The sequence below is a fragment of the Nonomuraea sp. NPDC049504 genome (genome assembly GCF_040676845.1).
Classification (GTDB): Bacteria; Actinomycetota; Actinomycetes; order Streptosporangiales; family Streptosporangiaceae; genus Nonomuraea; species Nonomuraea salmonea.
In genome coordinates this window covers 123,502-149,091 of sequence record NZ_JBFAPT010000015.1, presented here as the reverse complement: position 1 = coordinate 149,091, position 25,590 = coordinate 123,502, and the positions used below count along the sequence as shown (strand labels likewise).

Sequence of the window (25,590 nt, the reverse complement as noted above, 5' to 3'; positions counted from 1 at the left end):
GGGTGATCTCAGTCAGGAGTGGTGTGCCTTGCGGGGACGTCGGCTGACGCCAAGGCAGGCGACCACGCGTGATGCGTCCGGGGCTAGGAAGAGCTGGAAGCGGTAGCCGGGTGGTTGCACCGTATGGCCGGACCAGGAAACGTCGATCGGTGGTCGCGTCGACAGGGACGAGGGTGACTCTCACGGAAGCGCAGAGACCGTGATCGATCCGTCTCCCCACGGAGTGCTCCGGCACGTGGTCACGTCCTCGGTCGAGCTTGCGTGATCGAATCGGGAGGCCAGAGCGGATTGTTGACAATATAAGTCCGCACGCGTGGAACGGTCCCGGCGCGATTGGCCCACGGATGACTAGCGCTTTGTCGGCGGGCTATAGCAGATCGGGTGCGGGCAGAGTTCCGACGGGTCGGGTCGGGGAGGAATCGGCCGCTCGTGGTTCGGCCGGTCGGTCTTGACGGTTGTCTGCCAAATTGTTAACGGTCTGTGTAACGCAGATCGTGGGAGACACGCATGCCGGATCACCCCCAGCCCTCCGCACGAGCCCGTGACCTGGTCGCGGACGCCTACGACATCCACATCCACGTGGCGCCGGACGTGATGCGCAGGCGGATCGACGACCTGACGCTCGCCAAGCGGTTCGCCGAGGTCGGGCTCGCCGGCTTCGTACTGAAATCCCATTACGTCCCCACCGCGGAACGGGCCGAGGTGGTGCGGAAAGCGGCGCCCGGCGTCGACGCCGTCGGTGCGATCACCCTGAATGCCGCGGTCGGCGGCATGAATCCCATCGCCGTCGAGATCGCCGCCAGGGGCGGCGCCAGGTTCGTGTGGATGCCGACCGTGGACAGCGCCAACCAGCGGGCCTGCACCGCGCGCGACCCCGAAGGCGCCACGCCTCCCATGTGGGCCAGGCTTCAGGACGATCTGCGGGAGGCCGGGATGGCGGCCGACCCCGTGGACGTCGTGGGGCAGGACGGGACGGTGCTGGAGCGGACCAGGCAGGTGCTGCGGCTGATCGGGCAGCATGATCTGACCCTCGCCACCGGCCACCTCAGCGCCGACGAGATCGACGCGGTGGTCGGCGCCGCCGTCGAAGAGGGCGTACGGCGCATCGTGGTCACCCATCCCGAGTTCACCTCGCAGCGGGTCGCGGTGGACCGGCAGCGCGCGCTGGCCGCCAAGGGGGCCCTGCTCGAACGCTGCTTCACCACCCCGCACTCCGGCAAGGTCTCCTGGCGGACCTGGCTCGACCACATCGACACCGTGGGCCCCGGGCACTCCGTGCTCTCCAGCGACCTCGGCCAGCCCTTCAACCCGCCCGTGGAGGACGGCCTGGCCCTGCTGGCCGACCGGCTGCTCGCCGAGGGCTTCACCGACAAGGACGTACGCACCATGGCCGTGGACAACTCCCGCCTGCTGGCCGGTCCCCGATGAGCGACACCGTGATCGAGGTGAGCGGGCTGGCCAAGCAGTTCGTCAAGGACGCGGTCGGCATCGTGGCGCTGCGCGACTTCGACCTCACGGTCGCCGAGGGCAGCTTCGTCACCGTGCTCGGCCGCAGCGGCTGCGGCAAGTCCACCATCCTCAACCTGCTCGCCGGCCTCACCACGCCGACCTCCGGCACGGTCGCGTACCGCGGCAGGCAGGTCGCGGGCCCGCGTACCGACATCGGCTATCTGACCCAGTCCGACACCCTCATGCCCTGGCGCAACGTCCTCAGGAACGTCGAGCTGCCCCTGGAGATCGGCGGCGTGCCCGCGCAGAGGCGCAGGGAACGCGCGGCCGAGCTGATCGGGAAGGTCGGCCTCGACGGGTTCGAACGGCACTACCCGCGCGAGCTGTCCGGCGGGATGCGCCGCCGGGTCAGCCTGGCCAGGATGCTGGCGGGCGATCCCGAGACGCTGCTCATGGACGAGCCGTTCGGCGCCCTCGACGCCCAGCTCCGCGGCGAGCTGCAGGCCGAGCTGCTGCGGTTGTGGGCGGACGGCGGGCAGACGGTGGTGTTCGTGACCCACGACATCGAGGAGGCGCTGCTGCTCGGGGACAGGGTCGTGGTGCTCGGCCCGGTCGGCCGCGTCATGCTCGACCGGCCCGTAGACCTGCCCCGGCCCAGGGACGCCGACGAGCTCCGCGTACACCCCGAGTTCGTCGCCCTGCACCGCGAGCTCACCGCGGCGCTGCGGGAGGGTGCCCGATGACCGCGATCCAGACCGTACGGCTCGACAGGACCTGGTGGGGACGGCACGGCGGCACCGCCACGGTGTGGTCGCTGCGGGCGCTGCTGGTGGTGGCGCTGCTTGTGGTGTGGGAGCTGACGGCCGAGCGGTGGTTCGACATCACGTTCACCAGCCGGCCGAGCGATATCTGGACGCGTCTGGTCCAGTGGCATCAGGACGGGACATTGTGGTCCAACACCTGGATCACCGTTCAGGAGGTGGTGTACGGCTTCCTGCTCGGGGCCGCCGCGGGTGCCTTGACCGGGTTCGTACTGGCCTCCGCGCGGGCGCTCTACCAGGTGCTCGACCCGTTCATCATGGCCCTGTACGCCATCCCGAAGGTGGCGCTGGCGCCGCTGTTCATCGTCTGGTTCGGCATCGGGATGCACATGAAGGTGCTGCTGGCCGCCGCGACCGTCTTCTTCCTCGTCTTCCTCAACACCGCGGCGGGCGTGCGCGAGGTGGATCGGGGGCTCATCGACGCCGTACGCCTGATGGGTGGCAGGCGGCGGGAGATCATGGTCAAGGTGGTCATCCCTTCGTCGATGACGGGGCTGCTCACGGGGCTGAAGGTGGCGATTCCGTACGCGCTCATCGGCGCGGTGATCGGTGAGCTGGTGGCGTCCAACAGAGGGCTTGGCTACCTGATCAACGACGCGGCCGCGCAGTTCGACACCGCGGGGGTGTTCGCCACCCTCGTCGTGCTGAGCGTGATCGCGGCGTTGCTGAACCTGGTCGTCGGGCTGCTCGACCGGCGCGCGAGCCGGTGGAAGCCGCTGGGGGAGGAGCGGTGACCCGCCGCCTCGCCTTACTGGTCGCGCTCCTGCTGTGCGTGACTGGTTGCGCGCAGCGTAGCTCGACCACGCCGCCCGGCGTCCTGAACGTCGGGCAGATCAGCAACTCGCTCGCGTTCTTCCCGCTGTTCGTGGCCGAGCAGCAGGGGTACTTCACCGAGGAGGGCGTCAAGCTCGGTGAACGGCCCCGGCTCGGCACTGGGGCAAAAGTCGCCGCGGCCCTCAAGTCGGGCAGCATCGACCTCGGCGCCGGGGTGATGACGGACGCGTTCAACCTGGCCAGGATCGACGACAAGGGCAGGCTGGTGGCCAACCTGGTCGACCGCTACTACGTGGACGTCGTCGTCGGTCCCTCCTTCGCGGGCGCGAGCCCGTCCGACCCGCTCGACCAGCGCATCCGCGCCCTGCGCGGCAAGAAGATCGGCATCACGGGGCCGGGCAGCGGGACAGAGGCGCTCGTGACGTACCTGTTCGCCAAGACCGGGATGAACGCCGATACGGACTGCGAAATGGTCAACCTCGGCAGCACCGCCGCGTCCGCCCTGGGTGCGCTCAAATCTGGACGGGTCGACGCGCTCGCCTTCTTCCAGCCGATCGCCCAGCAGGCCGCGGCGGCCGGGATCGGCGTACGCTTCATCTCACCCGCCGCCGGGGACGTGCCCGGCCTGGACCGGACCTCGCACGGCGTCGTGTTCACCACGCAGCGGATCATCGACAAGAAGCCCAAAGAGGTCGCCGCCTTCCAGAACGCGATCGGCCGCGCCCAGCGCTTCATCCACGACGCCGACCCCGACGAGATCATCCGGCTGCTGGGCGTCTATCTGAAGGGCATCGATCCCAAGGCGCTGACCGAGCTGCCTGCACTCATGCGGACCGAGATTCCCGAAACCATCGGGTTCCCCCGATCCTCCTTCGAGGCGGCCCTCACCTTTCACCGGATGACCGGGCTGGTCAAGCACCTGCCGACGTACGAGCAGATCGTGCCGGCCGCGCTGCGCACGGACGCTACCTGATCTGCTGCTAAGGGCGGTGGGTCAGGAGTTCCAGGGCGGCTTGGGTGCTGGCGATCAGGTTGGGGTCACCTTTGGCCGTGCGTATGGCGAGGGCCTCCTGCAGTGCCGCGCGGGCCTCCTGGTCGCGGTTCAGGTCGGTGAGGGCTTTGCCCAGGTGCTGGAGGGAGAAGCACGTCATTTCCGGTGCTTCTTCTCTTGCGAGGGTGAGCGTTGCGCGGCAGAGGGACTCTGCGGTCGTCGCGTCGCCGGCGTAGCGGTGGGCGTCGGCCAGGTTGAGTGAGGCCGCTATGCGTCTGCGGGTGGTGTCGGCCTGGGCGAGGGCGCGGTTGAGGTGGTCGATCGCGGCGGTGTGCTCGCCCAGGACGAGCAGGCCCACCCCTAGGGCGCGCAGGGTGGTGTAGTCGGTGGGGTTCTCGGTGCGGGCTGAGGTGACCAGCGCGGCCAGACGGTCGCGGTCGGTGGGGATCATGCGCTGGCGGTCGTCGTACGTGATGAGCTCGTTGATCTCTTGGAAGAGCACAGGCAGAAGACTAGGGGTGGATGGGGCTTGGGAAGTACCGAGTTCGAGGCCGGGTACGTCAACTCGTGGCTGGCGGCGTGGCAGCACAACCTCGTGTGTCTGAGGCGTCGCTTCGGCCGGCTTGATAGGCGCCGAAGAGGGTGGGCGTACCGTCGGGGCCGAGTTCGGGTTCTACGGCGCGTGAGTGGACGAGTTGGAGGAGCCGCGCGCGCTCTTCGCGCACCTGGTCAGGCCGGAGTTGGTCGACCAGGCGGTGAAGGTCTTCGTACTCTTCCTGCGGTGCCGTCATGCTGTTGACTTTACGGCGCGATCCCGGCAAGCAAGCGGTTGGGAGCGGACACCGCTTCGAAACAGTCAACGGCTCCCATACGCGATGAAACGCCTCCGTTGGCGTGCTCGGCCACTGCTGCGATCGACGGGCGTACATCTTCGTGTTGACGGCGGGCGCTACTCGCGGCGTACAGGGTCGTTCGGTGGACGGGACGGGAGGTGGACGACGGCGTGGGGAAGGGCTGCCTAGCGTCTGGTGGGTGTTCGAGACGCCGCTAGGAGCCGTTCGATGAGAGTCAAGAGTCTCGGTCTGTCGCCGATCGCCATTGCCGGGCTTGCCGCGCTCGGTGTGCCCAGGGCGGTCGCCCATGATCTTGACCTGGTCGGGCCGGTCGTCAACGCGCTGCTGGTGTTCGTGCCCCTCGTCGTCTGGCTGGTCGTCGTGGTGGTGCGGCGGGTGCCGAAGCCGTTCCTCGCGTTGCTGCTGGTGGGTGGTGTCTACGGGGTTCTGCTGGGGGTGACTCATCAGGTGTTGTGGGGGGCGTCGTTCGGTGATGAGGCGCCTGCGTTGGGCGGGAATCTGGCGGGAGCCCTCTCGCCGGGCGCGGAGGGCGTGCTGATCAGGGTTTTCGCCTTCGGCAGCAGTCTCGTGACCGGGCTCGGGGTCGGTGCGGCCGTCGGTGCCGTCGCGTGGGTGGTCGCCTCCGTGCGGCGGTGAGGTCAGGTCCAGCGTCTGTTGGTGCGGTCCACCTCCAGCTCGGCCGGGGTCAGGTCCACGTGGACGGGGATGCCGGGGCGGCCCCCTACCTTCACCAGGAACTTGCCGCGGCCGGGGGGTTCGCCGTCGCGGGCGCGGGCGTTGTCCCAGCTGGGCGGGGTGGACCAGTCGACGATCATGCGTTGCTCGGCGGCGGACATCCCCACGACCTGGGTCAGGGCGGACAGCTCAGCCTCGGGGAGGCCGCCGCAGAGGATCATGCCGGCGCGTTCGGCGAAGCCCCTCGCCTTGAGGCGGTCGGCCTCCTCCGTGAGGGCCAGCAGGTCGCTCATCGTGTGCGTGATCATCGCCTGGCCGACGCCGCGCTGGCGGTTCAGGCGGGTCAGGGCGTCCACGCGGTCCACCAGGCCGCGGCCGGCTCGAAGGACGCGCCACAACTCGTCCAGGACCACCCAGAAGCGGCGTTGCGGGGCGAGGCCGGCGTCGGCCAGGGCGTGGGCGGCCTCGATCGCGCCGAAGCCCTCCGACCAGCAGGCCAGCAGGACGGCCGCCTGCAACTCCTGGTCGGACTCGTCGATGCCGGAGATGTCGATGCAGCAGCCGGCCGGGGTGTCCAGGCGGATGGGGGTGGTGGTGGCGCGGGCGAACGCGTCGCCCAGGGGGCCGTCCACCAGGCCGAGCAGGGAGGCGTGCAGGGGGTCGACGACCTGCCGGTAACGCTCCTCGCTGCCGCGGGCCAGGGTCACGGCTCGTACGGGGTCGGGGCCGGCGTCGATGACGTGGATCAGGTCGGGGAGGATGGGGACGCCGGGGTGGCGTTCGTCCAGAACCCGCAGGGCGGCGGACAGGATCGTCCGCTCGGTGTCGGCCACCGGGCGGCCGCGGACGATGGTGACGAGGGCGGCGACGGCGTTCAGGCGGCGGCCGTGCGCGTCGGCCAGCAGGCGCTCCCGGTCCAGGCCCGACAGGCGCGCGGCGGCGGCGCCGATCTCGCCGGGGTCGAGGACGTTCAAGGCGCCGAGCCCGCGGCCGAGCTTGATGATCTGGCCGCCCATGGCCGCGATCAGGTCGGTGTAGTCGGGCTTCAGATCGCCCAGCACCAGCGGGGTGACGCCGTAGCCGGCCAGGCCGACGACCTGGCGGCGTACCAGCGTGGACTTGCCCAGCCCCGGCTTGCCGAGCACGAGCTCAGACGGGTTGTGGATGAGACCGGCGCGGGCGAACCAGGAGATCGGGTCGCAGCACAGGGTCGCGCCGCCGGTCAGCTCGCGCCCGAGCGGCACGCCGATCGCCGGCGTGCTGAACCCGACCCCGAACGGCCACAGCCCGCACACCTGCACGGTGGTGCCGCGCCACTCCGGGGGCGCCTCGACGTACGGTACGCGGCCACCGCCGCGCCCGGCGTATCCGCGCGGGCCGAGCCGCGGGGAGGTGTACGGCATGGTCAGCTCCCTTCGGAGGAACGGGTCACAGCGTCTCCCTGACGAACGCGGGAATCCGCAGGTGGTCAGGCAGGACCAGGCCGAGGGGCAGCGCGGCGGCGAAGCTCGCGGCCTGGGCGCCGTACATGCGGCGCAGGCGTACCCGGGCGGAAGGGGCGAGCGTGTCGATCGCGGCGACGGCGGCGGGCAGGTCCTCGGAGCGCGCGACGGTGGCGGTGACGAGCATCGCGAAGCGTACGAGACCCGCCCCCTTCGCCTCCTCCCTGGCGCTCTGGTCGGCGGCGGCCACCGCCACGGTGTCGCGGGCGGCGGCGTTGACGCCGCCGAGACGGAAGCGGGCGTCCTTGCGGTCGCGCTCGACGAGGCGGGCGGCGCTGCCCGGGTCGTACGGGCGGTAGAGCAGGGAGACCCGCTTGCGTGTGACGTCGCGGTGCGGCGCCAGCAGGTCGGTGAGCACCGGCGCGAGCACCTCTCCCCGTGGCGCCTCGCTCATCCCCCAGGTGACGGAGATGCCGGAGTCGTGCCGGTAGTGGTCCCAGGACTCCTGGGCGGCGACGGGGCCGATCTGGTCCCAGGGCTGGGCGATCGGCCGGCCGCCGGAGCGGGCCGCGTCCAGAAGCCGCTGGCTGGCCGGGTCGTACGCGATCCTGATCGCCTCCGCGATCTCCGCGGCGGTCATGGGACGTGAGGCGCCCGCGCCCGCCATGCTGAGCCCGGCGGTCAGGCCGGGCAGCCGGGTGGCGATCTCCCGCGTCATGGCGGCGGTGCTGCGGGGCCGGCCGCCGCCGCGCGGGTTGGCGGCGTAGGTGACGGCGATGCGGGTGGAGACCTGCGCGGAGCCGGCGGGGTAGGTGCGGACGACGTCGTTCAGTACGGCCGCCGCCAGCTCAGGGGCGTCGGGCGACAGGTTGTCGGCGACCTCGCGCCGCAGGCGGGTGCCGAGGTCGGGCGCGGTCTCGACGGTGACCGTGGCCGCCACCAGGGACGGCTCGTGGGCGAGCCCGGCCAGCCACTGGCCCCAGTGCGCCACCCACGTGTCCACCTGGTCGCTGTCGACCAGCGCGGCACCCTCCACGGACGCCTCGAACACCGCCGTGTGATGGCCGGTCGCCGGCACCACGATCAGGCCGAACGCGCGCCCCCTGGAGTCGGTGGCCTGCACGACGTGCGAGCCGGCGGCCAGGCCGGGGAGCTGGAAGGCGCCCTTGTGCGTGAGCCCGAGCGGCCCCGACCGGTACAGGTGCCGGCCGCGCCCCCGCCCGCGCAGCCACGACAGGCGGGCGACGGCGATCTGCAGCCCGGTGCGGCCGTGCCGGTCGCGCAGCAGCAACATCGGCGTCAGCACGAACGCGATCACCGCCGCCAGCACCAGCGCCGCCTTGAGCGAGACCATCATCGTGATCACGCACGCGACCAGGCCGCCGAGGAGCAGCAACGTGCCCAGCAGGCCCAGGTCGCCGATGCCCGGGCTGGCCGGGCGGCGCCAGTTGCCGTAGGTGCGCTCGCTGTCAGCAGTCGCCATCCGATCCTCTTTCTCGTAGGGGTGACTCGCCGTCGGCGGCCGTCTTCGTGAGCGTCGCGGTACGGGCGCCCGACGGGCCGGCGGGGCGGGCGGGCCTGGCCGCGTCCACGTTCCTCGCGAGCGTGGGCAGGATGCGGGCCCCCATGGCCACGGTCACGTCCCCGGTGGTGGAGAGGGAACCGCCGCCGTGACGCACCGCGCCGACCGCCGGGGCCAGCAGCCTCAGCAGGGCAGGCAGCGCCGCCACCGCCAGGATGATCACCACCAGGCCCGACAGCTGCGCCAGCTCCGATGACGGGTCGCCGATCGCCAGGAAGGCGTAGCTGTAGACCGTGGCGGCGGCCGGCTTGTACAGGGCGAAAGCGAGCGCCCAGACCGCGATGCGGGCCAGCCAGGCGCGGCCCGCCTCGGTGCCGCTCAGGGCCGCCGCCATCGGCAGCATGCCGACCAGCAGGCCGAGCAGGGCGACGCGGGCCAGCATCAGCACGATCTGCAGGATGCAGGAGATGATCGAGGCGAACGCCAGCACGATCATCAGGCCGGGCGGCAGGGTCATGCCCTGAAAGCCGGCCAGACGGGTGATCGCCGCGCCGAAGTCGCCGCCGAAACCGCCGCCGAAACTGCCGCTGTCCAGGGCCTGGCCGATGATCCAGCCGGAGTACGCGTCTCCGGCCTCGACCAGCAGGGACATCGCGGCCGTCCCGCAGCCGGTGACCACCGCCAGCGTCAGCAGGCCCGTCACCGCGCGCATCGCGGGCTCCGCCCTGCGGCGCATGGCCAGGCGTCCCGCCGCGATGACCAGGCCCAGCACCGCCAGCAGGGCGACGTACCAGTGCGTACGCTCCTGCAGCCAGGCCACGGGGCCCACGCTGTCGGACAGGGGCGGCGCCGCGGCGCTGCTGCCGGAGAAGCTCGCCATCATGCCCAGGACCTTGACCTGGGCCTCCTGCAGCGCCGTCGCCAGCTCGTCGATGACCCCGCCGCCCTCGGCGGCGCCGGTCACCCCCGCGCAGACCGCGTCGGCGCCGGGCAGGTCGCACAGGCTCGTGCCCTCGGGTGTGGGGGACCTCATCACACGCCGCCCCACGGCACGAACCCCGCCAGCGAGGTCACCGCCTGCAGGCTCGGGCTGATGGAACCGTCCGGCTGCAGCCGCAGCCGCCAGTCGCCGCCGCTCCACACCACGGTGACGGTGTTGACCTGGAGGTGTCCTGTGGCGGCGAAGCGGGAGACGAGCTGGACGGTGGCCACGTCGGGCGTGTACGAGGCGAACGCGTAGGCGGCCAGCTGGCCCTTGCCGCCGGTGTCCTCGCCGGTGTTCACCTGGCGGCGCTGTTCCGCGTACGCGTCGCGGCCCGGCCCTGGCATCACCTGCTCGTCGACGACCCGCCGCCAGCCGTCGGCCAGGACGAACCTCGTGGCGATCTGCCAGGCGGCGATCAGGGCGCCGGTGGGCGTACGGGAGAAGCAGCGGTGCACGTCGGCCTCCTTGCGGTGCGGGCCGTGCTCGCGTGAGGCGGGTTCCGCGACGCCGTGGAACACCGTCCACGTGATGTCGGCGGGTGGTTGCGCGGGAAGGTCCTGGGACGCCGTCTCGGGGGTGGCCGGGCAGTGGCCCGGCGCGGCGGCGGCCGGCGTGGGCGGCATGGTGGGCGCGGCCGGCGGCGTGACCGCCCAAGCCGGCGCCGATGGGGACGGCGGCGGCGCCGTCGGTACGGCCGGGCGCGGTGAAGCGTGGCGCACCGGCCGGTCGGCGGTGTCCTCGCGGCCGGGCCGCAGAAGCACCATCACCGCAAGAACCGCCACCAAAGTTACGAAAACCGCCGCAACCCAGAACGCCGCCCCACGGGAGGCCCCACGAGGGGGCGCGTCACGAAAGGCCGCGCCATGGGAGGCCGGGTCGTGTGAGGCCGGGTCGTGCGGGGCCGGGTCGCGTGAGGTCGCGGTGCGCGGCGTCGCGGTGTGCGGGGGCCTGTCGTGCTGAGGTGAGGTAGGCGGCGGTGGCGTGGGGTGGGTGGGTGGTTCGGGGGGCCGGTGGTTGGTGGAGGTCATGACAGGAGGGCGCTGACCAGGCCGGAGGCCGAGCCGAGGAGGACGCAGGCGGCCATCACCCACGCCAGCCCCACCGCGTGCCTGCCGCCCTCCCCGCGGTGGTGGATCAGGGCCATCCTGGCGGCCACCCCCATCACCCCGGCCACGCACATCCCGGTGACGATCCACGTCGCCCAGCCCAGCGCCGTCAGCAGCTTCTCCGAACCGGGCGGCGGCGTGCCGATGCCCGGATCGGGGACGCCCACGAGCGGTAGCACATCGGCCAGAAATTGCGTCATGAAGGTCCTCCGGGGTGATCAGATGCGAGGTTCCGGTACGCGTCGCCGGCCCATGACAACCGCTCAAGGTCGGTGCTCGTAAAGAGAATGACCAAGCCTTTCTTATTTCTCCGGTACGGGGACTCGCGCAGCGGCCGACCGCCGGAATTACTCGCTGCATGGGCCGTTGACCAGGTAAAACCTTACTGCTCGGGATTGCGCAGGGCCACTAGCGACACCTTTTCCCGGCGGGCGTTCGCAAGGGCCGGAATTAGCTCCCCGACACATCATGAATGGCGCCGACAAGAGAGACGTTCTTTATGAATAAGGGTGGAAAGCTGGTCATCCTGGCGACGGCCACATCTCTGGCTCTCCTGGTCGGCCTGGTGCTCCTCCTGAGCGGCGGTCCGCCGAGGACGGGCTTGGTGGTGTCGTTGCGTCCCGGCAGTGTCCCCGCCGCCTACCAGGCGTGGCTCAGCCGGGCGGGCCGGCTGTGCGGGCACGTCAGCGCGCCGCTCATCGCCGCCCAGGTGGAGGCGGAGAGCGGCTGGCGGCCCAAGGCGCGATCCAGCGTGGGGGCGCGGGGCATCGCCCAGTTCATGCCCGCCACCTGGGCGAGCTACGGCCGGGACGCCGACGGTGACGGCGTCACCAGCCCCGACGACCCCCAGGACGCGATCATGGCCATGGCCCGGTACGACTGCAGCCTGGCCCGCACCACCGCCCGGCTGCCAGGGGATCCGACCTCCAACATGCTCGCCGCCTACAACGCGGGCCCCGGCGCGGTCCTGCGGCACAAGGGCGTCCCGCCGTACCCGGAGACCCAGGAGTACGTGCGCCGGGTCCTCGCCCGAGTCGCGCACTTCACCGACATCCCGCTCACGGCGCTCGGCGCCACCCGGTTCGGCAGCGCCGTGGTGGCGACGGCCCAGCGCTGGCTCGGCACCCCCTACTCGTGGGGTGGCGGCGGGCCGAACGGCCCGACCCCCGGCATCGGCAGGGCGACCGGGATCGTCGGCTTCGACTGCAGCGGTCTCGTGCTGCACGCCGTCTGGGCCGCCTCGGGCGGGCGCGTCCAGCTTCCGCATCTGGCCGCGACGCAGGCGACCGAGTACGGCACCCCGGTGCCCCGCGATCAGTTGCTGCCCGGCGACGTCATCGGCATCGACCACCGGGACGGGCGCGGCATCAGCCACATCGTCATCTACGCAGGTCGCGGCCAGGTCATCCACGCGCCCCAGACCGGGGACGTCGTCCGCATCGCCCCGTTGAAGAACTTCGCCTCGGCCGCCTGGACCATCCGGAGGTACGCATGAGCCCCCGACCCCTCACCCTCACGGCCGTCGCGACGGCTCTCGCGCTCGCCGGTTGCGCCGCCGACCCCGGCTCGGTGGCCACCGAGCGCGTGACGCCCCGGCCCCGTGCGTCCCCGCCTGTCACCTCCGGGCCTGTCACGTCCGGGCCTGTCACGTCCGCGCCGCCGACGTCCGGTTCGGTGATGTTCGGTCCAGGATCGGCCACGCCCACCCCGAGCAGGTCCACGGTGGCCGCCCTCGACCCCGCCTCGATCGACCAGCGGGACGCCGACGCCGTCAGCACCGCCGTCCTGACCGCCATGTGGAGCGTCGACACCACCACCGACCACGACCAGCGCGACGCCGCCCTGCGGGCCGCCGGCTGGCTGAGCCCCGAGTATCTGGCGGAGCTGCGGGACGGCCCTCAAGTCGGTACGGACGCCGCCTGGGCCACGTGGGCCGCCCACCGCGCCCGTACGCGGGCGTCACTGACCGAGGGCCGCGACACGCGCCCGCCCGACACCGCCACCCAGGCCGACCGGCAGTGGCAGCTCACCGTCACCCCGATCGGCGCCGACGGCTGGCGCGGCGAGCCCCTCGCCATGACGGCGTTCGTCGCCCTCGAACGCCCCAAGCGCAGCGCCCCCTGGCGCGTCACGGCCGTCACCCTGCGCTAGCGCGCGAAAGCCGGGGCGCGCGAAAGCCGGGGCAAAGGGGCCGAAGGCAAGGGGGCCGGGGGAAGGGAGGCCGAGGGCAAGGAGAGCCGGGGGCGAAGGTGCCGGGGCCGAGGAGCGCCGGAGGGTGAAAACGCCGTGGCCGGCTCCCTCGCGGGAGCCGGCCACGGCGCGCTACAGCGGGTGCGTCAGCTCTTGCCGCTCACCTCCCGCACGTCCAGCCGCCTGTCGGCCTTGGAGGCCATCGGCCGGAGCGTCTCGACGGTGACGTTGTACTCGCCGACCATCGCCACCTGCGTGAGCGCCTGGTACGTCCCCGGTTTCCCGGGCACCTCGGCCATCACGATGGGCCCCTGGCGATGGGCCATCGGCATGGCCACCATGTCCGTATGGGCCACGACCTGCGCCTTGGTGATCGGGTCGTAGCTGCCGGGCGCGCTCACCTTGGCTTCGATCTTCACCTGCAGGTCGCCGAGGTGGGTGGCGGTGATGTCGATCGCCGCCTTCGGATGCGCTCCGTGCGGTCCAGGAGCCGCCGCCGAGTCCGTCCCGGCCGCCGGAGCCTGGATCGTCGGCCGGGTGACGAGGAAGCCGATCGCCCCGATGGACAGGGCGAACGTCATCCCGATGCACCCCCCGAGCACCAGCCCCTGGCGGAACGGCGTCAGCCCGGCCGGCTTCTTGGGCGCCTTGCCGGGAGCCCGTCGCGGGCTCGGCACCCGCCGGGCCGGCGGCTGCTCGTCCCGGGACGACCTGAGCTTGCTGAGCAGGCTCATCCTGACCGCCTTCCGTAGCTCGCCCTGCTGCCCTGACCCGCGGTGCCGAACCACGCGTACGGCAGTTCGGATCCGGCGGGATCGCCGCCCTCGTCCCGTACGGGCATCTGGTTCGCGCCCGCCATCCTGTTGTCGGGCAGCGGGATCAGGTTGGGCTGGAGCCTGGCGTGCACCCGGAACAGCCCCCACTGACCACCGGGAAGGTGGCGGGGCAGCGTGCCGGAGCGGTAGAGATAGTCGCCGGGCACGTGACGGAACCCGCCGGCGCCGCCCGAGCTGCCCGGGTCGGCCAGCAGGTCGCGGACCACGCCGGGCACGATGTCGTACACGCTGCCCGGGTTGAACTGCCCCTGGGTGGCCGCGATCTGCGAGCCGGGGTCGCGGGGCGCGCGGCGCCAGGTGTGGCCGTGCAGGGCGAAGCTCGTCGAACGCGGGTCGCCCATGGCCTGACCGACCCGGAAGATCGTCCGGTCGCCGGCGTAGGCCTGGAACACCGGCGTCGCCGGGTCACCGTGCACCCGGGAGCTGAAGATCTCGGTGATGTTCTGGTTCCTGGCGTACCGCCACGACCAGGGCTCGTTGGTGTAGTTGATGGAGAACTCTCCCAGGTCCTCCGGGTCGTCGGCCTCCCTGCTCGGCTGGAGCACGAGGTCGAAGTTGTCCGGCACGGGCTTGCCGGTCTTGCGGAACAGCGCCAGGTCGCTGTTCATCAGCACGATGTTCTCCCGGAAGTCCGGATCCTCCGGATGGGTGATCACCGCGCTGGTGCCGCTGCGCAGCGGCCGGCCGTTCTTCGGGTCGAGGTACTCGGAGCCGGGCTTCTCGATGATCAGCGCGCCGTACAGGCCGTGGTGCAGGTGGTTCTGTACGTCGGCGTTGTCCCGCAGCAGCGCCATGCCGGTCGTGTCGGTCGGCAGCTCCCAGCGGTACTGGATGGTCTCCCCTGGAGCCACCGCCTCGGGCGGTTCTGAGTTGACCAGCTGCGGGCTGATCGACGCCTTGGAGCTCACCGGGAACGGCTCGAAGCCGGGCACGTTGTGGTGGTTCCTGGGCGGCCGCTGGATGCACTGCGGGAAGCGCAGCACGTTCTCCCTGAAGCCGAGCTGTCCCGGCTCGGTGGCCTCGTGGCAGTGCGGACGCATCTTGCGTGGATCGAGCTTGTTGGTGAAGTTCACCGTCACGCAGTCGCCGGCGTTCGCCCTGATCACCAGCGGTTCCGGTTGTTTCCTCCCTTGGCGCAGCGCCTGCTCGTCGGCCGCGAGGGCGTACATCAGGCCGTTCGGGTCGTGGTCGCCGTTCTTGTTGTAGACGATGTCGTGGTTCATGGCGATGACGTCGAACGAGCGGTTCTGGCCGGTCCGGCAGGGTGTCACCGGGCGGCTCCGCAGCCGGGCGGCTCCCGTCGTCCCGAACATCCCGGCGCGGGACTCGTGCTGGTCGATCGTCAGCTCGGACCATTCGTCGCGCTCGTTCTCACCCGTGCAGGTGTCGCGCGGGAAGTCCGGGAGCTCCCGAATCGGTGGCCCGCCCGCGCTCGGGTTGGAGCACGAGAAGATGCGCAGCAGTCCCCAGTCCCCGAGGAACCAGTCGTCCGCGCCGGCGTAGGCGTACTGGTAGTCGGTCACCTTCAGATCGGGCGTCGGCGGTGGCATCTCGTCCGGCAGCGGATCGACGTCGATGTATTCGAGCATGCCGATGTGCTGGGCGCCGACGATGTTCGAATCGGGATCTCGTGGCTCATGGCGCCATCGGAAGTGGTCCAGATTGAACCCGTGTGACTCCTCCTGGGACAGCTGGAAGAGCCGGAACCTGATCGGATCACCCCGGTACGCCTTCAGCACCGGCGTGAACGGATCCCCGTGCACCTTCGAGTTGAACAGCAGCGACGGGTCCCTGTTCCTGCGGGCCTCGAACGGCTCCAGCCGGTAGTTGACCCCCATGCCACCCTGGTCGTCGTTGCTCGACGGGAACTTGGCCGAGAAGATCGGCACCCCGTCCGGCGTGTCGAACTTGTCGTCCGCCCGCGTGCGCGGATCGTTCGGCTGGAACAACGGCACGTGGTCCTCGATGAAGAGGGAGAAGTTGCGGTAGTCGACTCCGTCCGTGAGCTGGTTGTTGTGGTCGATCACCGGTTCGCAGTGCACGTCGAACTGGGTCCCGACGACCCCGCGGGTCCGCGCGCCCGGCACGTCGGGCACGCAGCCCGCCGGGTGGATGGTCGCGCCGCCGAACAGCCCGTTCTTCTGGTGGGTGTTCGGGAAGAAGTGGTCGTGGAACGAGTTCGTCTTCGTGTTCTCCTGCACGAAGTCCCGGTAGGTGATCGTCTCGCCCGGTCCCGCGCCCTGATCGTAGTTCCAGCCGTTGGCGGCGCCGTCGGAGCTCAACACGTCGAAGTGCACCATGTGCTGGTGGATGCCGACCTCGTTGGTCTCCTGCGACCGGTCGAAGACGTTGCCGCCGAACATCCGGGGCAACTCGTTCGTCAGCTTGTAGATCACGCAGTCGCCGACGTTCAGGATGGGCGCGAACGGTTCGGGTTTCTTGCCGTTCAGCACCGCCTGTTTGTCACGTTCCAGGACATAGACCCGTGACTGCGGGATCGTCCATTTCAGATCAGGGTTGTACGTCTGTTTGATCTGGATGGCCGCGACCTTGAAGACCTTGGTCGGCCGGCCTATGGGACACGGGTCCTGGAAGAAGGCGCCCGGCTGCTGCCCGCCCGGGTCGGCCGCCGCCCGCTCCAGCGGTGTCGGCGGGAAGACGCCGTCCTCGGCCCGCGAGGCGAGCCCGAGTGGCGGCTTGGGCGCCTTGAAGCCGAACACTCCCGGGATGAAGTTCGGGAAGCCCGGCCGTTCCGGCGTCGGACTGGGCGGTGGCTGCCGCCCGGGGACGCCGGGCTGGTAGTCGTGATCGGGCAGCGGGAACAGCGGGAGCAGGCGCGTGCCGTCCGGCTGCCGCCGCGTGCCGTCCGACAGCGTCTCCAGCGTGCGGTTGAGCCCCCACATGCCGTTCGCGAAGTGCGGATAGAGGTGGCAGTGGAAGATGATGTCGCCGAAGGACGCCGGCTTGCCCGCGTTCGCCGACCCCGCGCCGCCCTGGATGATCAGCGGGTAGTGGCTGCCCGGCGAGACCGCCTGCACGTCGAGGAGGTTGGTCTTCCTCGTCACGTTGGCGGGCTCGCTGATCTCGTCGATCCCGCCCTCGTCCTCAGGGTCGAACATCCAGCGGTTGACGTGCCAGTGGAAGGTGTGGGTCTCGACCTCCGCGGGGTGCATGAGGCGGACCTGCGTCGGCTCGCCGCGGTAGTTGCCGATCACCAGGTCGCCGCCGCCCGGGTCGCCGTACGCCCAGGAGGACAGTGACGTCTCCTCACCGATGCAGCGCTCGGCGTCGAAGCCCTGGGCTCCGCGCCGCGCCGCCGGGCAGCCGACCTCATCACGGTTGAACCCGGGCTCGGAGCGGTAGTTGAAGGCGAAGTATTCCAGCTTGACCGGGACCTCGCCCTGCACCAGCGCGTCGGCGTCGCCACCGCCGAGAGCGCGGATCGTCCCCCTGGTGAGCAGCCTGAGCTGCTCCCTGTCGGGCTGCACGCAGGACGTGTCACCCGCCTGTGGGCCGCCCCCGTCCTCGCGGCAGAACCGGGTGAGGATGCCGGGCTCGGCCTCCACCTCGTCGTGCATGAACATCACGTGCTCGCGGAAGTCCTTGCCGTTCGGCCGGATGATGACGGCCTGCGTCCCCGACTCCAGCGGCTCGCCCGTACGCGAGTCCACCCAGGTCGCCCCGGGCTCCTCGATGATGAACGCGCCGAACGCGCCGAACGCGTGCGAGCCGATGAAGCGCACGTTCCCGTCGCGGTCGATCGGGCGGGTCTGCTGTGAGGTGAAGTCCGCGCCGTCCTTGAACTGGAACTCACCCTGGATGTGGGCGTGCAGCTTGTACCTGATCGTCTCGCCCGGCCGGGCCGTGGAGTCCGGGTTGTTGCCCACCACGGTGCCGTCCGCGCGCCTGACGTCGTAGTCGAGGCCGTCGAAGTGCATCGAGGCGTTCGGCGCCTTGCGCGGGTCGAAGTCGATCTCCGGCACGCTCAGCGCCGGAGCGAACTCGCGCGGCCGCGGCGTCGGCGTGCCCGGCGGCAGCAGCCGCTCGCCGGGCAGCGTGTAGATCGCGTTGTTGCGGATCTGCTTGTTGATCGGCGGCGCCGGCTCGTTGAGCCGGTTGGTGAAGAACACCTTGATGCAGTCGCCCTGGTTGGCACGCAGCACCAGCGGCTCGATCAGGTCGCGCAAGCCGCCTTCGCGTGGGTCGGCCGCCCTCGTGTAGTTGGCCCGTACGGTCGCGATGTTCTTGTCGAGCACGTACATGCGACCTTCGGGAACCACGTCTCCGAAGCGGTTCACGAACAGCGGCAGGTTGATCAGTGAGACGTTGAACGTCTTGGGTTTCTTGCCGGTGCACGGATGCCGGGTCGGCTGCTGGATGTCGGGCAATCGCTCGGCGAGCGCGTTGCTCATCATCCACATCGACCCTCCGGCGAGGGCCATCCACAGCCCCGCTCCGGTGACCAGCAGCATCTTGATCGGCCAGGACCGCTTGCGGGTCCGCCGGGTGAGCATGGCCGCCGCGATGACGGCCAGCATGAAGAGCGGAATGAAATCGGTGTACGGCGCGTACAAGCATCCTCCAACCGAATGACCACTGAGTGGTCGCGCCGTCGGGGATCTGGGACAGAACCGGACAGAGGAGGGGATGACCGCCGGCATCGCCGCCCCACACGGTCGCCCCCGAGCCGTCCCGACCGCACGCCTGGCGATGCATGCCTGGTCAGAGTAAGAGTTGACGACCTTGAAACCTCGTCCGACCCGCCGACTGATCGCCGCCGTCGCCGCTGCGCACGGGGCTCCGACCGGGCGCGTATACGCGGCGTGTGCCGGACGTATTCCACCGCTCGTTACGCTCCCCGCAATCCAGTCATTCGTGACGACCGGCCCGATAGCCGGTCGGGACGGACCAGGGAGCGGGTGGTGCGGATGGCCGACGCGCGGTCGTGGGTCAGCGCCCACGTCTTCCACGACGGCGACCTCGACCTCGTCATCACCGACCTGCTGGCCGCCGTGCAGAGCAGGCTCGACGCCGACGGGGCCGCCCGCGGGCTGTTCTTCCTGCGGTACTGGGAGGGCGGGCCGCACCTGCGGGTCCGCGTCCTGGCCCGGCCAGGACGCGTCGACGACGTGCGGCGGATCCTGTCGGGGGCCATCGCGGACGCGCTCAACCGCCTTCCGGCGCTCGTCCGGGTGACCCAGGAGGACTACGACCGCTACGCGCCTGCGATGGCGGAGCGGGAGCTGCGGCAGTCGTACGAGCGCCGCCGCCGCCCGCCGAACTCGTTCGCCTTCTTCCCGTACCGGCCGGAGACCGACAAGTACGGCACCGGCGCGGCCCTGCACGCCGTCGAGGACCACTTCGTCCGCTGCAGCACGGCCGTACGCCGGCTGCTGGCCACCGGCCCCTCCGACGACCGGCGCACCACGGCCGCGTTCGCCGTGCTCGCCCTGAACCGGTGGATCGCCTCGCGCGGCACCGGATGGCCGCGGCGCGAGCCACACCCGTGGCAGCCCGGCGAGCGGGCCCGCTACCTGCGCCGCCGCCCCGCCCTGCGCGCACTCGCCGAGCGGACGCGCACGCTGGCCGCGAACCCGCCCGAGCAGCCGTCCGGGTTCGCCGGCGCCCTCGCCGCCTCCGCCGCCACGCTGGCCGGCCGGCCCGACGCGGGGCCCGTGCTCGACATGTGCGCCCACCTCACCTGCAACCGGCTCGGCGTGGGTCAGGAAGAGGAGCTCCACCTGCGCGACCTCGCCGACAGGACCTTCGCGGAGCTGGTCGAGGAGGAGGCCCTCGCATGACGACCGGCTGGCACAGCGTGCACGTCCACCACTACGGCGACGCGACCGACCGGCTGCTGCTGGACGCCGTGCGGCCGGTCATGGCGGAGCTGGCCGGGCGCGGGCACCGGTCCTGGTTCGCCCGGCACTGGCGGCAGGGGCCGCACGTCCGGCTGCACGTCGAAGCCTCGGAACCGGCCTTCCTCACGGACGTGCTGCCGGTGGTCGCGGCCAGGATCGAGCCTTACCTGGCCGGGCTGCCTTCGGTGCCGCCCGACGTGGAGGCGCTGCTGCCGCTGCACCGCCGGCTGGCCGCGGCCGAGTCGGAGCGCGGCCCGCTGACCCCCTTCTACGCCGACAACTCCTGGCACGTCGAGCCGTACGACGACCGTACGGCGGTGCACGGCACGCCCGAGGCCGCCGCCCTGTACGCGGACTTCATGTGCGCCGCCAACGAGCACGCCTTCGCCGTCCTGGAGGGGCGCGACGTGCTCACGGCGGCGTTCGACGCCATGGTGGTCGTGGCCGACGAGTTCCACGAGGACGGCATCGAGGCCGGTTACCTCAGCTTCCGCTCACACGCCGACGCCTTCCTCGCCCAGCAGGGCGGCGGCGCGGCGCGGCGGCTAGCCTGGGACGCGCGCTTCGAGGCCCGCGCCGACGCGTTCGCAACCCGCCTGGACGCGCTGCTCGACTCCGGCGCCGTGGACGAGGCGACGGAGAGCCTGGTCGCCGCCCTGCTCGCGAGCCGGGAGCGCGGGCTCGGCCTGCGCCGGCGCGGTCTGCTCCCGCTCGGTGAGGACGGCGATCTCCCCTCGGTGCGGGACGCCTACCGCGACCTCAGCCCGTTCCACCGGGCGCTCGCCGAGAACGAGCGCTGGCTCGCCGAGGTGCTGCCCTCCACCTGGTTCGCGCTCTTCCGGCTCGTGCTGAACCTCATGTACCTGCAGTTCACCCGCCTGGGAGTGACGCCGTTGCAACGGTATTTCCTCTGCCACCTGGTCGCCGCCGCCGTGGAGCGGCGCACCGGCAGGCAGGCCACCGACGTCCTGCGCGCGTTCGCGGCGGCCGGGGACGCCGGATGAGCGGGACGGTGTACGAGACGCTGCGGCTGCGCGCCGGGGTGTCGGCCGGTCGCGGGCGGAGCGGCGTCCACCTGGTCGGCTACCCCGACGTGCGGCCGATCGGCGGCGACGACCTGGCCGTGGTGCGGGCGCTCGCCTCGGGTGAGCACCGCGCCGACGCCTTTCCGCCACCGGCTCGGCGGCTGCTGTCAGGGCTGCGGGAGGACGGCTGGCTCGTCGCCACCGTGTACGACGGCGACACGCCCGTCTACACGCTGGACCCGCAGGTCTGCCCGGACGGCGACGGCCCCGCGGACCCTGCTGTCGGCCGGTTGTCGCGTTTCACCACGATCGCGGCGGCGCCGGGCGGTGGGCTGCGGGCGACGTCACCCCGGGCGTGGGCGTCCGTCACCGTGCACACTCCCGGTGCGCTGGCCGTGCTCGCCGACCCCGGCTCCCGCGTCCCGCCTCCGGGGGTCGGCGCGCGGGCGGCTGCGATGCTGCGGCGGGACCTGCTGCGGGCCGGGCTCGCCGTGACCGGGGACGAGGACGCGGAGTTCCGGGTGCGGCAGTGGTCGGCGGTCGATCTGGCGTTCCACCGGAGCAGCCGGGGCATCGACGGCGAGGTGGGGGTGGCCGGCGGGTTCGGGGCCACGTACTGGGGGCGGGAGCACGTCACCGACGCGGGTCATCGGCCGCCGAGCGGGCCCGTCACCGAGCTGCCCCGCCCTGACCTCGCCCGCGTCGTCGCCGCCGACCCGAAGCTGACCGAGGTGCTTCAGGCGCGCCGGTCCTTGCGCGACCACGACGCCGCCAGGCCGATCACGCTGGGGCAGCTCGCGGAGTTCCTGCACCGCTGCGCCGCGACCGCCGACCACCCGACGCCGCACGGCGACCGGCCGCGCCGCGCCTATCCCGGCGGTGGCGGCGTGCACGAGCTGGAGCTGTACGTGGTGGCGCACCAGGTGGCCGGGCTTGAGCCGGGGACGTACCACTACGACGGTTACGGGCATCGGCTGGAGCTGGTGGGCCGGCAGGCCGGCGCCGAGCGGACGCTGCTGGAGGCGGCGCGTTCCATGTCGGACGCCCCGGTCATGCCGCAGGTGCTGGTGCTGGTGACCGCCAGGTTCGAGCGGCTCATGTGGGTGTACGAGGGGCTGGCGTACGCGCTGATCCTGAAGAACCTCGGCGTCCTGGTGCAGACCATGTACCTCGTCGCCACCGCCATGGGACTCGGCGGCTGCGCCCTGGGCGCCGGCGCGCCACGCGCCTTCCAGCGCATCACGGGCGCCGATCCCCTGAGCGAGGACGTGGTGGGGGAGTTCATGCTCGGCACCGTCGCAGGGGAGCACGACACGGAAGGGAACGCATGAGGCTGCGCCTGGCCGACCACACGTACATGGCGCCGATCGAGAACGGGCTGCACATCGTCACCCCGGCCGGCCCGGTCACGCTCACGGGGCCGTCGATCGCCCGGTGGGTCGAGGCCCTCGTACCGCAGCTGGACGGCCGATCCGGCCTCGACGACATCACGGCGGGCCTGCCGATCGCGCACGCGGCGATGGCCCGGCAGATCCTGACCCGGCTGCTCGACGCGGGCGTCGTCCGCGAGGTCACCGCCCCGCCCGACGGCGAGCCGGTCGCGGGGCCCGCGGAGGTCGCGTTCGTGGGCGCGCACACCGAGGGGGCGGGGGCGGCGTTCGCGCGCTTCCGCGAGCTCAAGGTCGCCGTCGCGCACGAAGGCCAGGCGGGCGGACCGCTGGCGGAGGCGGTCGCCGGCGCGCTGCGGACGTCGGGGGCCGGGGACGTCAGGGTGTGCGCGGCGGAGGCGCTCGGCGACGACGACCTGTGGAGTCTGGACGTGCTGCTGGTGATCGGCGAGCTGGGCGCGGGCGGGCGGGAATGGGCGGCACGGGACGGGCTCGCCGTCGGGCACGTGCTGCGGGACGGCACGGACATCTGGTACGTCCCCGTGCGCGGGGCCAAGGAGGACCCGCTCAGCCCGGCATCCCTGCGCACCCGCCTCCGCACGGCCCCGCGCGCCCCTGAGCCGATCAGCGACCTGCACGTGGAGGCCGCCGCCGCCCAGGTGGGACGCGCGGTGCTGCGCTGGGCCACGGGCACGGCCGACCCGCGCCACGCGGGCAAGGTGACCAGGATCGGCCCCGGCCTCACCACGTCGAGGCACCACTGCGCGCCGCACCCGTACGAGCTGCCGGCCACGGCGTCCACCCCCGAGGCGCTGCTGACCCGGGTGGTGCACCTCAGATTCCGGCCCGTCGAGGACGGGCAGGCGTTCTCGGACGCGGCGGTCAGGGCGGCCGACGAGCTGTTCGGCCCGTTCCGCTTCCGGCCTGACGACTCCGCCGCGCAGAGCCCCCTGCACGTGTCGGAGGCCGAGGTCGGCGACGGCGTCGTACGGGCCGTGGGCTTCGACTACACGGAGACCAGGATCGAAGCGGCCCGTGCCGCGCTGACCAGGTACGCCGCCGCCATGGTCGACCCGCGCCGCCTGGTGGACGGCGGCGGGTCCGCGCTCGCGTACGACCTGGCGGCTGCGGCGACCGTGCGGCTGCCCGCGCACGACGCCTTCCCCCGCCCGGCGACCGGCGTGGGCGAGGGCTATGGCGCGAGCTGGGACGAGGCCGTGGCCCGAGGGCTGTGCACCCACTGGACGCGCGACCAGGAGCTGATCGAGGACGTGCGGGGAATCCCCGTCACGGTCGATCCCGGCGAGCTGGACGCGACGGGCCGCCGCTGCTTCGCCCTGCTGGCCGAGCTGGGCGAGCTGCCCGAGGTTCGGGAGCACGGGGGCCGCTTCGGCGTCACCGTGCTGTCGTTCCGCCGCGGCGGCGTGGAGGTGGCGAGGACCGCGGGGACCGCGTCGGCGGCCTGGACCAGGGGCCTGCTGGACGCGCTCTACGCCGTCCAGGTACGCGTGCACGCGGGCCGCCCGCGCCCGCCCGCCGAGCCCAGGCCGTCCCTGCCGACCGCCATGTGGGTCGATCCAGGCCGGTCCATCGACCCTGACGAGGTCGCGGCGGCGCTGGCCGCCGACGGCCGCCGCGCCGTCGTCATCCCCCTCGACCACGACCCCTTTGTGGCGGCGATCGCCCCGCTGAGCGTGCGGGTGGCGATCGTCAAGGAAGGACGTCAGGCATGACCGAGCACCCCGTGACCGTGCTGGCGGGCGGGCGGATCGCCGGCGCCGTGGCGGAGCGGCTCGGCGTACCGGCCGTTCCTCTTCCCGACAGTGAGCTGCCCCCGGGGCCGACCGTCGCCGCCGCGGACGGCTGGGCCGCGGTCGTCCCGCGTGACCTGCGGGCCAGGCTCACCGGCCCCGTGCTCCCCGCCCGCGTCGAGCTGGACACGATCGTCATCGGCCCCTGGGAGACGCCGGGCGAGCAGGGGTGCGCCTCCTGCGCCGCGTACCGGCAGTCGTGGGCCGCTCCGGCGTACGAACGGGGCGAGATCGTCCGCGAGCGCCACGCCGACCGGCTCGCCGCGCCCTCGCCGCTGCTGACCGGGGGCGCGGCCGGGCTTGCCGCGGCTCTGATGGCCGACGACCTGCGCGCGTACGCCGAAGGTGCGACGCCGCGGACCCGCGGCACGGTGCTCACCGTGGACCTGCACGACCTGTCGATCACCCCGCACCGGGTGCTGCCCGACCCGCTCTGCGCGGTCTGCGGCCCGCGCGTGACCGACGAGCCGCCGGCGGCGCTGGGCACGCCCAGCCCGGTCCCGAGCCACGCCGAGGGCGCCGTACGCGGGCGCGACCTCGTCGGGGAGCTGGACGCGCTGACCGACACGTACGTGGACGAGCGCACCGGCGTGGTCTGGCTGCTGCACGACCGCACCTCCGGCGGCGCGATCCTCAGCACGGCGGAGGTGTCGCACCGGTGGGCCCGGGGATCGGGAGGCTATGGGCGCGCCTCGGAGCGCCGGGTCAGCAGGACGATCGCGCTGCTGGAGGCGCTCGAACGGTTCTCCGCCTCGCCGGGACGGCTGCACCCGCCGAAGGTGGGGACGTACCACGAGCTGCGGGACCGGGCGCTGGACCCGCGCACGCTCGGCCTGCACCCGCCGCAGGCGTACGAGGAGCCCGGCTTCGCGTACGAGCCGTTCGACCCGGACCGGAACTACCGCTGGGTGTGGGGCTGGTCGTTCCTGCGCGGCGAGCCGATCCTGGTGCCCGAGACCGTCGCCTACTACGGGACGCACTCCCACGAACCCGACAACCGCCCCTTCGTCTACGAGATCTCCAACGGCTGCGCGCTCGGCTCCAGCCTGGAGGAGGCGGTGCTGTACGGGATGCTGGAGATCGCCGAACGCGACGGTTTCCTGCTGACCTGGTACGCGCGGCTGCCCGCACCGGAGCTCGACCTCGCCACCCTCGACGAGGTCAACGCGCTCCACCTCGCCGCCCTGCGCGCCGAAACCGGCTACGACCTGCGCCTGTTCGACATCACCACCGAGCACGGCATCCCCGCCGTCTGGGCGCTCGCCACCGCGCCTCCCGGCACGGACCTGCCGGCGGCGTTCTGCACCGCGGGCTCCCACCTGTCCGGCCGCCGCGCGGTCGCGGGCGCGGTGGCCGAGCTGGGCGACATGCTGACCAACGGCATCAAGTACGGCGGCGGCCCCGAGATCAGGGCCAGGGCGGCGGCCATGGCCGCGGACTCCTCCGCCGTCCAGGAGATGGAGGACCACCCGCTCCTCTACCACGACCCCCGCGCCGCGGCCCGGCTGGCCTTCCTCACCGCCGGCACGCCCACCCGCGCGGTCGGCGAGGTCGGCTCTGACACGGAGGAGTTCGCCTCCGACGACCTCGGCGAGCTGATGCGCGCGGTCGTCGGCCGCTACACCGCGTCGGGGATGGACGTGGTGGTCGTGGACCAGACCTCCGACGAGCTGCGCGCCATGGACCTGCACGCGGTCAAGGTGCTGATCCCCGGGACGGTGCCGATGACGTTCGGGCACCGGTACCGGCGTACCAGCGGGCTGCCCCGGCTGCTGGAGGTGCCGCACCGGCTCGGCCACATCGGCCGCCCTCTCACCGAGGACGACCTCAGCACCGATCCGCACCCGTTCCCCTGAAGCC

General features: G+C 72.1%; 20 protein-coding genes. 12 read left to right on the top strand and 8 right to left on the bottom strand.

Going from position 1 to position 25,590, the window contains the following annotated elements; all coding sequences use genetic code 11:
* Window positions 1-507: 507 nt before the first annotated feature.
* Genes AB0K28_RS27740 through AB0K28_RS27725 form a run of 4 tightly spaced genes read left to right on the top strand, consistent with a single transcriptional unit; the run spans window position 508 to window position 4,017 of the window.
* Complete coding sequence (locus AB0K28_RS27740; protein ID WP_345394678.1) at window positions 508-1,428, top strand: DUF6282 family protein; 921 nt, start codon at window positions 508-510, stop codon at window positions 1,426-1,428.
* Window positions 1,425-2,192 carry an ABC transporter ATP-binding protein gene (locus AB0K28_RS27735; RefSeq protein WP_345394681.1) on the top strand — a complete coding sequence of 256 codons (768 nt, stop codon included), beginning with the start codon at window positions 1,425-1,427 and terminating at the stop codon, window positions 2,190-2,192. The genes AB0K28_RS27740 and AB0K28_RS27735 overlap by 4 nt, the downstream gene beginning before the upstream one ends.
* On the top strand, window positions 2,189-3,004 hold the full coding sequence (locus tag AB0K28_RS27730; RefSeq protein WP_364375597.1) for an ABC transporter permease: 816 nt from the start codon (window positions 2,189-2,191) through the stop codon (window positions 3,002-3,004). The genes AB0K28_RS27735 and AB0K28_RS27730 overlap by 4 nt, the downstream gene beginning before the upstream one ends.
* Entirely contained in the window at window positions 3,001-4,017 is a 1,017-nt protein-coding gene (locus AB0K28_RS27725; protein ID WP_364375595.1) for an ABC transporter substrate-binding protein, read from the top strand. Before AB0K28_RS27730 ends, AB0K28_RS27725 begins: the two co-directional genes overlap by 4 nt.
* A gap of 7 nt (window positions 4,018-4,024) precedes the next feature.
* On the opposite strand, the gene AB0K28_RS27720 is transcribed toward AB0K28_RS27725, so the two are convergent.
* Window positions 4,025-4,537 (bottom strand): tetratricopeptide repeat protein, encoded by a 513-nt coding sequence (locus AB0K28_RS27720; RefSeq protein WP_345394689.1) that lies wholly within the window; start codon window positions 4,535-4,537, stop codon window positions 4,025-4,027.
* Window positions 4,538-5,096: 559 nt separating this feature from the next.
* Here AB0K28_RS27720 and AB0K28_RS27715 point away from each other — a divergent pair.
* Entirely contained in the window at window positions 5,097-5,525 is a 429-nt protein-coding gene (locus AB0K28_RS27715; RefSeq protein WP_364375591.1) for a hypothetical protein, read from the top strand.
* A 2-nt stretch (window positions 5,526-5,527) separates the two neighbouring features.
* Here AB0K28_RS27715 and AB0K28_RS27710 read toward each other — a convergent pair whose 3' ends face one another.
* The 5 genes from AB0K28_RS27710 to AB0K28_RS27690 form a co-directional block, all read right to left on the bottom strand.
* A complete protein-coding gene (locus AB0K28_RS27710) occupies window positions 5,528-6,967 on the bottom strand; it encodes an ATP/GTP-binding protein (protein ID WP_364375589.1) in 1,440 nt (479 codons plus the stop codon).
* A gap of 25 nt (window positions 6,968-6,992) precedes the next feature.
* Window positions 6,993-8,489 (bottom strand): SCO6880 family protein, encoded by a 1,497-nt coding sequence (locus tag AB0K28_RS27705; protein ID WP_364375587.1) that lies wholly within the window; start codon window positions 8,487-8,489, stop codon window positions 6,993-6,995.
* A complete protein-coding gene (locus AB0K28_RS27700) occupies window positions 8,476-9,561 on the bottom strand; it encodes a hypothetical protein (RefSeq protein WP_364375584.1) in 1,086 nt (361 codons plus the stop codon). Before AB0K28_RS27700 ends, AB0K28_RS27705 begins: the two co-directional genes overlap by 14 nt.
* The gene (locus tag AB0K28_RS27695) at window positions 9,561-10,280 is read right to left on the bottom strand and encodes a hypothetical protein (protein WP_364375581.1); all 720 of its coding nucleotides are present in this window, start codon (window positions 10,278-10,280) and stop codon (window positions 9,561-9,563) included. Before AB0K28_RS27695 ends, AB0K28_RS27700 begins: the two co-directional genes overlap by 1 nt.
* A gap of 257 nt (window positions 10,281-10,537) precedes the next feature.
* Window positions 10,538-10,819, bottom strand: coding sequence for a hypothetical protein (locus AB0K28_RS27690; protein WP_355419838.1), 282 nt, complete (start codon window positions 10,817-10,819; stop codon window positions 10,538-10,540).
* Between the two features lie 299 nt (window positions 10,820-11,118).
* On the opposite strand from AB0K28_RS27690, the gene AB0K28_RS27685 reads away from it, so the two are divergent.
* Together AB0K28_RS27685 and AB0K28_RS27680 are read left to right on the top strand one after the other, a co-directional pair.
* Window positions 11,119-12,114: an NlpC/P60 family protein gene (locus AB0K28_RS27685; RefSeq protein WP_364375579.1), complete on the top strand. Its 996-nt coding sequence runs from the start codon at window positions 11,119-11,121 to the stop codon at window positions 12,112-12,114.
* Window positions 12,111-12,770: a hypothetical protein gene (locus AB0K28_RS27680; protein ID WP_364375576.1), complete on the top strand. Its 660-nt coding sequence runs from the start codon at window positions 12,111-12,113 to the stop codon at window positions 12,768-12,770. Before AB0K28_RS27685 ends, AB0K28_RS27680 begins: the two co-directional genes overlap by 4 nt.
* A 185-nt stretch (window positions 12,771-12,955) precedes the next feature.
* Here the strand turns inward: AB0K28_RS27680 and AB0K28_RS27675 are convergent, their stop codons facing one another.
* Together AB0K28_RS27675 and AB0K28_RS27670 are read right to left on the bottom strand one after the other, a co-directional pair.
* The gene (locus tag AB0K28_RS27675; protein ID WP_345394714.1) at window positions 12,956-13,543 is read right to left on the bottom strand and encodes a hypothetical protein; all 588 of its coding nucleotides are present in this window, start codon (window positions 13,541-13,543) and stop codon (window positions 12,956-12,958) included.
* Window positions 13,540-18,219, bottom strand: a complete 4,680-nt coding sequence (locus tag AB0K28_RS27670; RefSeq protein WP_364375573.1) for a hypothetical protein — start codon at window positions 18,217-18,219, stop codon at window positions 13,540-13,542. Before AB0K28_RS27670 ends, AB0K28_RS27675 begins: the two co-directional genes overlap by 4 nt.
* Before the next feature lie 354 nt (window positions 18,220-18,573).
* Here AB0K28_RS27670 and AB0K28_RS27665 point away from each other — a divergent pair, with 354 nt between their 5' ends.
* Genes AB0K28_RS27665 through AB0K28_RS27645 form a run of 5 tightly spaced genes read left to right on the top strand, consistent with a single transcriptional unit; the run spans window position 18,574 to window position 25,586 of the window.
* The gene (locus AB0K28_RS27665) at window positions 18,574-19,446 is read left to right on the top strand and encodes a thiopeptide-type bacteriocin biosynthesis protein (RefSeq protein WP_364375835.1); all 873 of its coding nucleotides are present in this window, start codon (window positions 18,574-18,576) and stop codon (window positions 19,444-19,446) included.
* A complete protein-coding gene (locus AB0K28_RS27660) occupies window positions 19,443-20,510 on the top strand; it encodes a thiopeptide maturation pyridine synthase (RefSeq protein ID WP_345394720.1) in 1,068 nt (355 codons plus the stop codon). The genes AB0K28_RS27665 and AB0K28_RS27660 overlap by 4 nt, the downstream gene beginning before the upstream one ends.
* Window positions 20,507-21,862 carry a SagB family peptide dehydrogenase gene (locus AB0K28_RS27655; protein ID WP_364375569.1) on the top strand — a complete coding sequence of 452 codons (1,356 nt, stop codon included), beginning with the start codon at window positions 20,507-20,509 and terminating at the stop codon, window positions 21,860-21,862. Before AB0K28_RS27660 ends, AB0K28_RS27655 begins: the two co-directional genes overlap by 4 nt.
* Window positions 21,859-23,652 (top strand): hypothetical protein, encoded by a 1,794-nt coding sequence (locus AB0K28_RS27650; protein ID WP_364375566.1) that lies wholly within the window; start codon window positions 21,859-21,861, stop codon window positions 23,650-23,652. Before AB0K28_RS27655 ends, AB0K28_RS27650 begins: the two co-directional genes overlap by 4 nt.
* Window positions 23,649-25,586 (top strand): TOMM precursor leader peptide-binding protein, encoded by a 1,938-nt coding sequence (locus AB0K28_RS27645; RefSeq protein WP_364375563.1) that lies wholly within the window; start codon window positions 23,649-23,651, stop codon window positions 25,584-25,586. Before AB0K28_RS27650 ends, AB0K28_RS27645 begins: the two co-directional genes overlap by 4 nt.
* Window positions 25,587-25,590: the final 4 nt, after the last annotated feature.

Bases quoted from the DNA above. Each gene is read 5' to 3' on its own strand.
- AB0K28_RS27650 (WP_364375566.1), top strand. From the start codon at position 21,859: ATGAGGCTGCGCCTGGCCGACCACACGTACATGGCGCCGATCGAGAAC.
- AB0K28_RS27690 (WP_355419838.1), bottom strand. From the start codon at position 10,819: ATGACGCAATTTCTGGCCGATGTGCTACCGCTCGTGGGCGTCCCCGAT.
- AB0K28_RS27660 (WP_345394720.1), top strand. From the start codon at position 19,443: ATGACGACCGGCTGGCACAGCGTGCACGTCCACCACTACGGCGACGCG.
- AB0K28_RS27705 (WP_364375587.1), bottom strand. From the start codon at position 8,489: ATGGCGACTGCTGACAGCGAGCGCACCTACGGCAACTGGCGCCGCCCG.
- AB0K28_RS27715 (WP_364375591.1), top strand. From the start codon at position 5,097: ATGAGAGTCAAGAGTCTCGGTCTGTCGCCGATCGCCATTGCCGGGCTT.
- AB0K28_RS27710 (WP_364375589.1), bottom strand. From the start codon at position 6,967: ATGCCGTACACCTCCCCGCGGCTCGGCCCGCGCGGATACGCCGGGCGC.
- AB0K28_RS27655 (WP_364375569.1), top strand. From the start codon at position 20,507: ATGAGCGGGACGGTGTACGAGACGCTGCGGCTGCGCGCCGGGGTGTCG.
- AB0K28_RS27675 (WP_345394714.1), bottom strand. From the start codon at position 13,543: ATGAGCCTGCTCAGCAAGCTCAGGTCGTCCCGGGACGAGCAGCCGCCG.
- AB0K28_RS27680 (WP_364375576.1), top strand. From the start codon at position 12,111: ATGAGCCCCCGACCCCTCACCCTCACGGCCGTCGCGACGGCTCTCGCG.
- AB0K28_RS27740 (WP_345394678.1), top strand. From the start codon at position 508: ATGCCGGATCACCCCCAGCCCTCCGCACGAGCCCGTGACCTGGTCGCG.
- AB0K28_RS27700 (WP_364375584.1), bottom strand. From the start codon at position 9,561: ATGAGGTCCCCCACACCCGAGGGCACGAGCCTGTGCGACCTGCCCGGC.
- AB0K28_RS27665 (WP_364375835.1), top strand. From the start codon at position 18,574: ATGGCCGACGCGCGGTCGTGGGTCAGCGCCCACGTCTTCCACGACGGC.
- AB0K28_RS27730 (WP_364375597.1), top strand. From the start codon at position 2,189: ATGACCGCGATCCAGACCGTACGGCTCGACAGGACCTGGTGGGGACGG.
- AB0K28_RS27685 (WP_364375579.1), top strand. From the start codon at position 11,119: ATGAATAAGGGTGGAAAGCTGGTCATCCTGGCGACGGCCACATCTCTG.
- AB0K28_RS27645 (WP_364375563.1), top strand. From the start codon at position 23,649: ATGACCGAGCACCCCGTGACCGTGCTGGCGGGCGGGCGGATCGCCGGC.
- AB0K28_RS27735 (WP_345394681.1), top strand. From the start codon at position 1,425: ATGAGCGACACCGTGATCGAGGTGAGCGGGCTGGCCAAGCAGTTCGTC.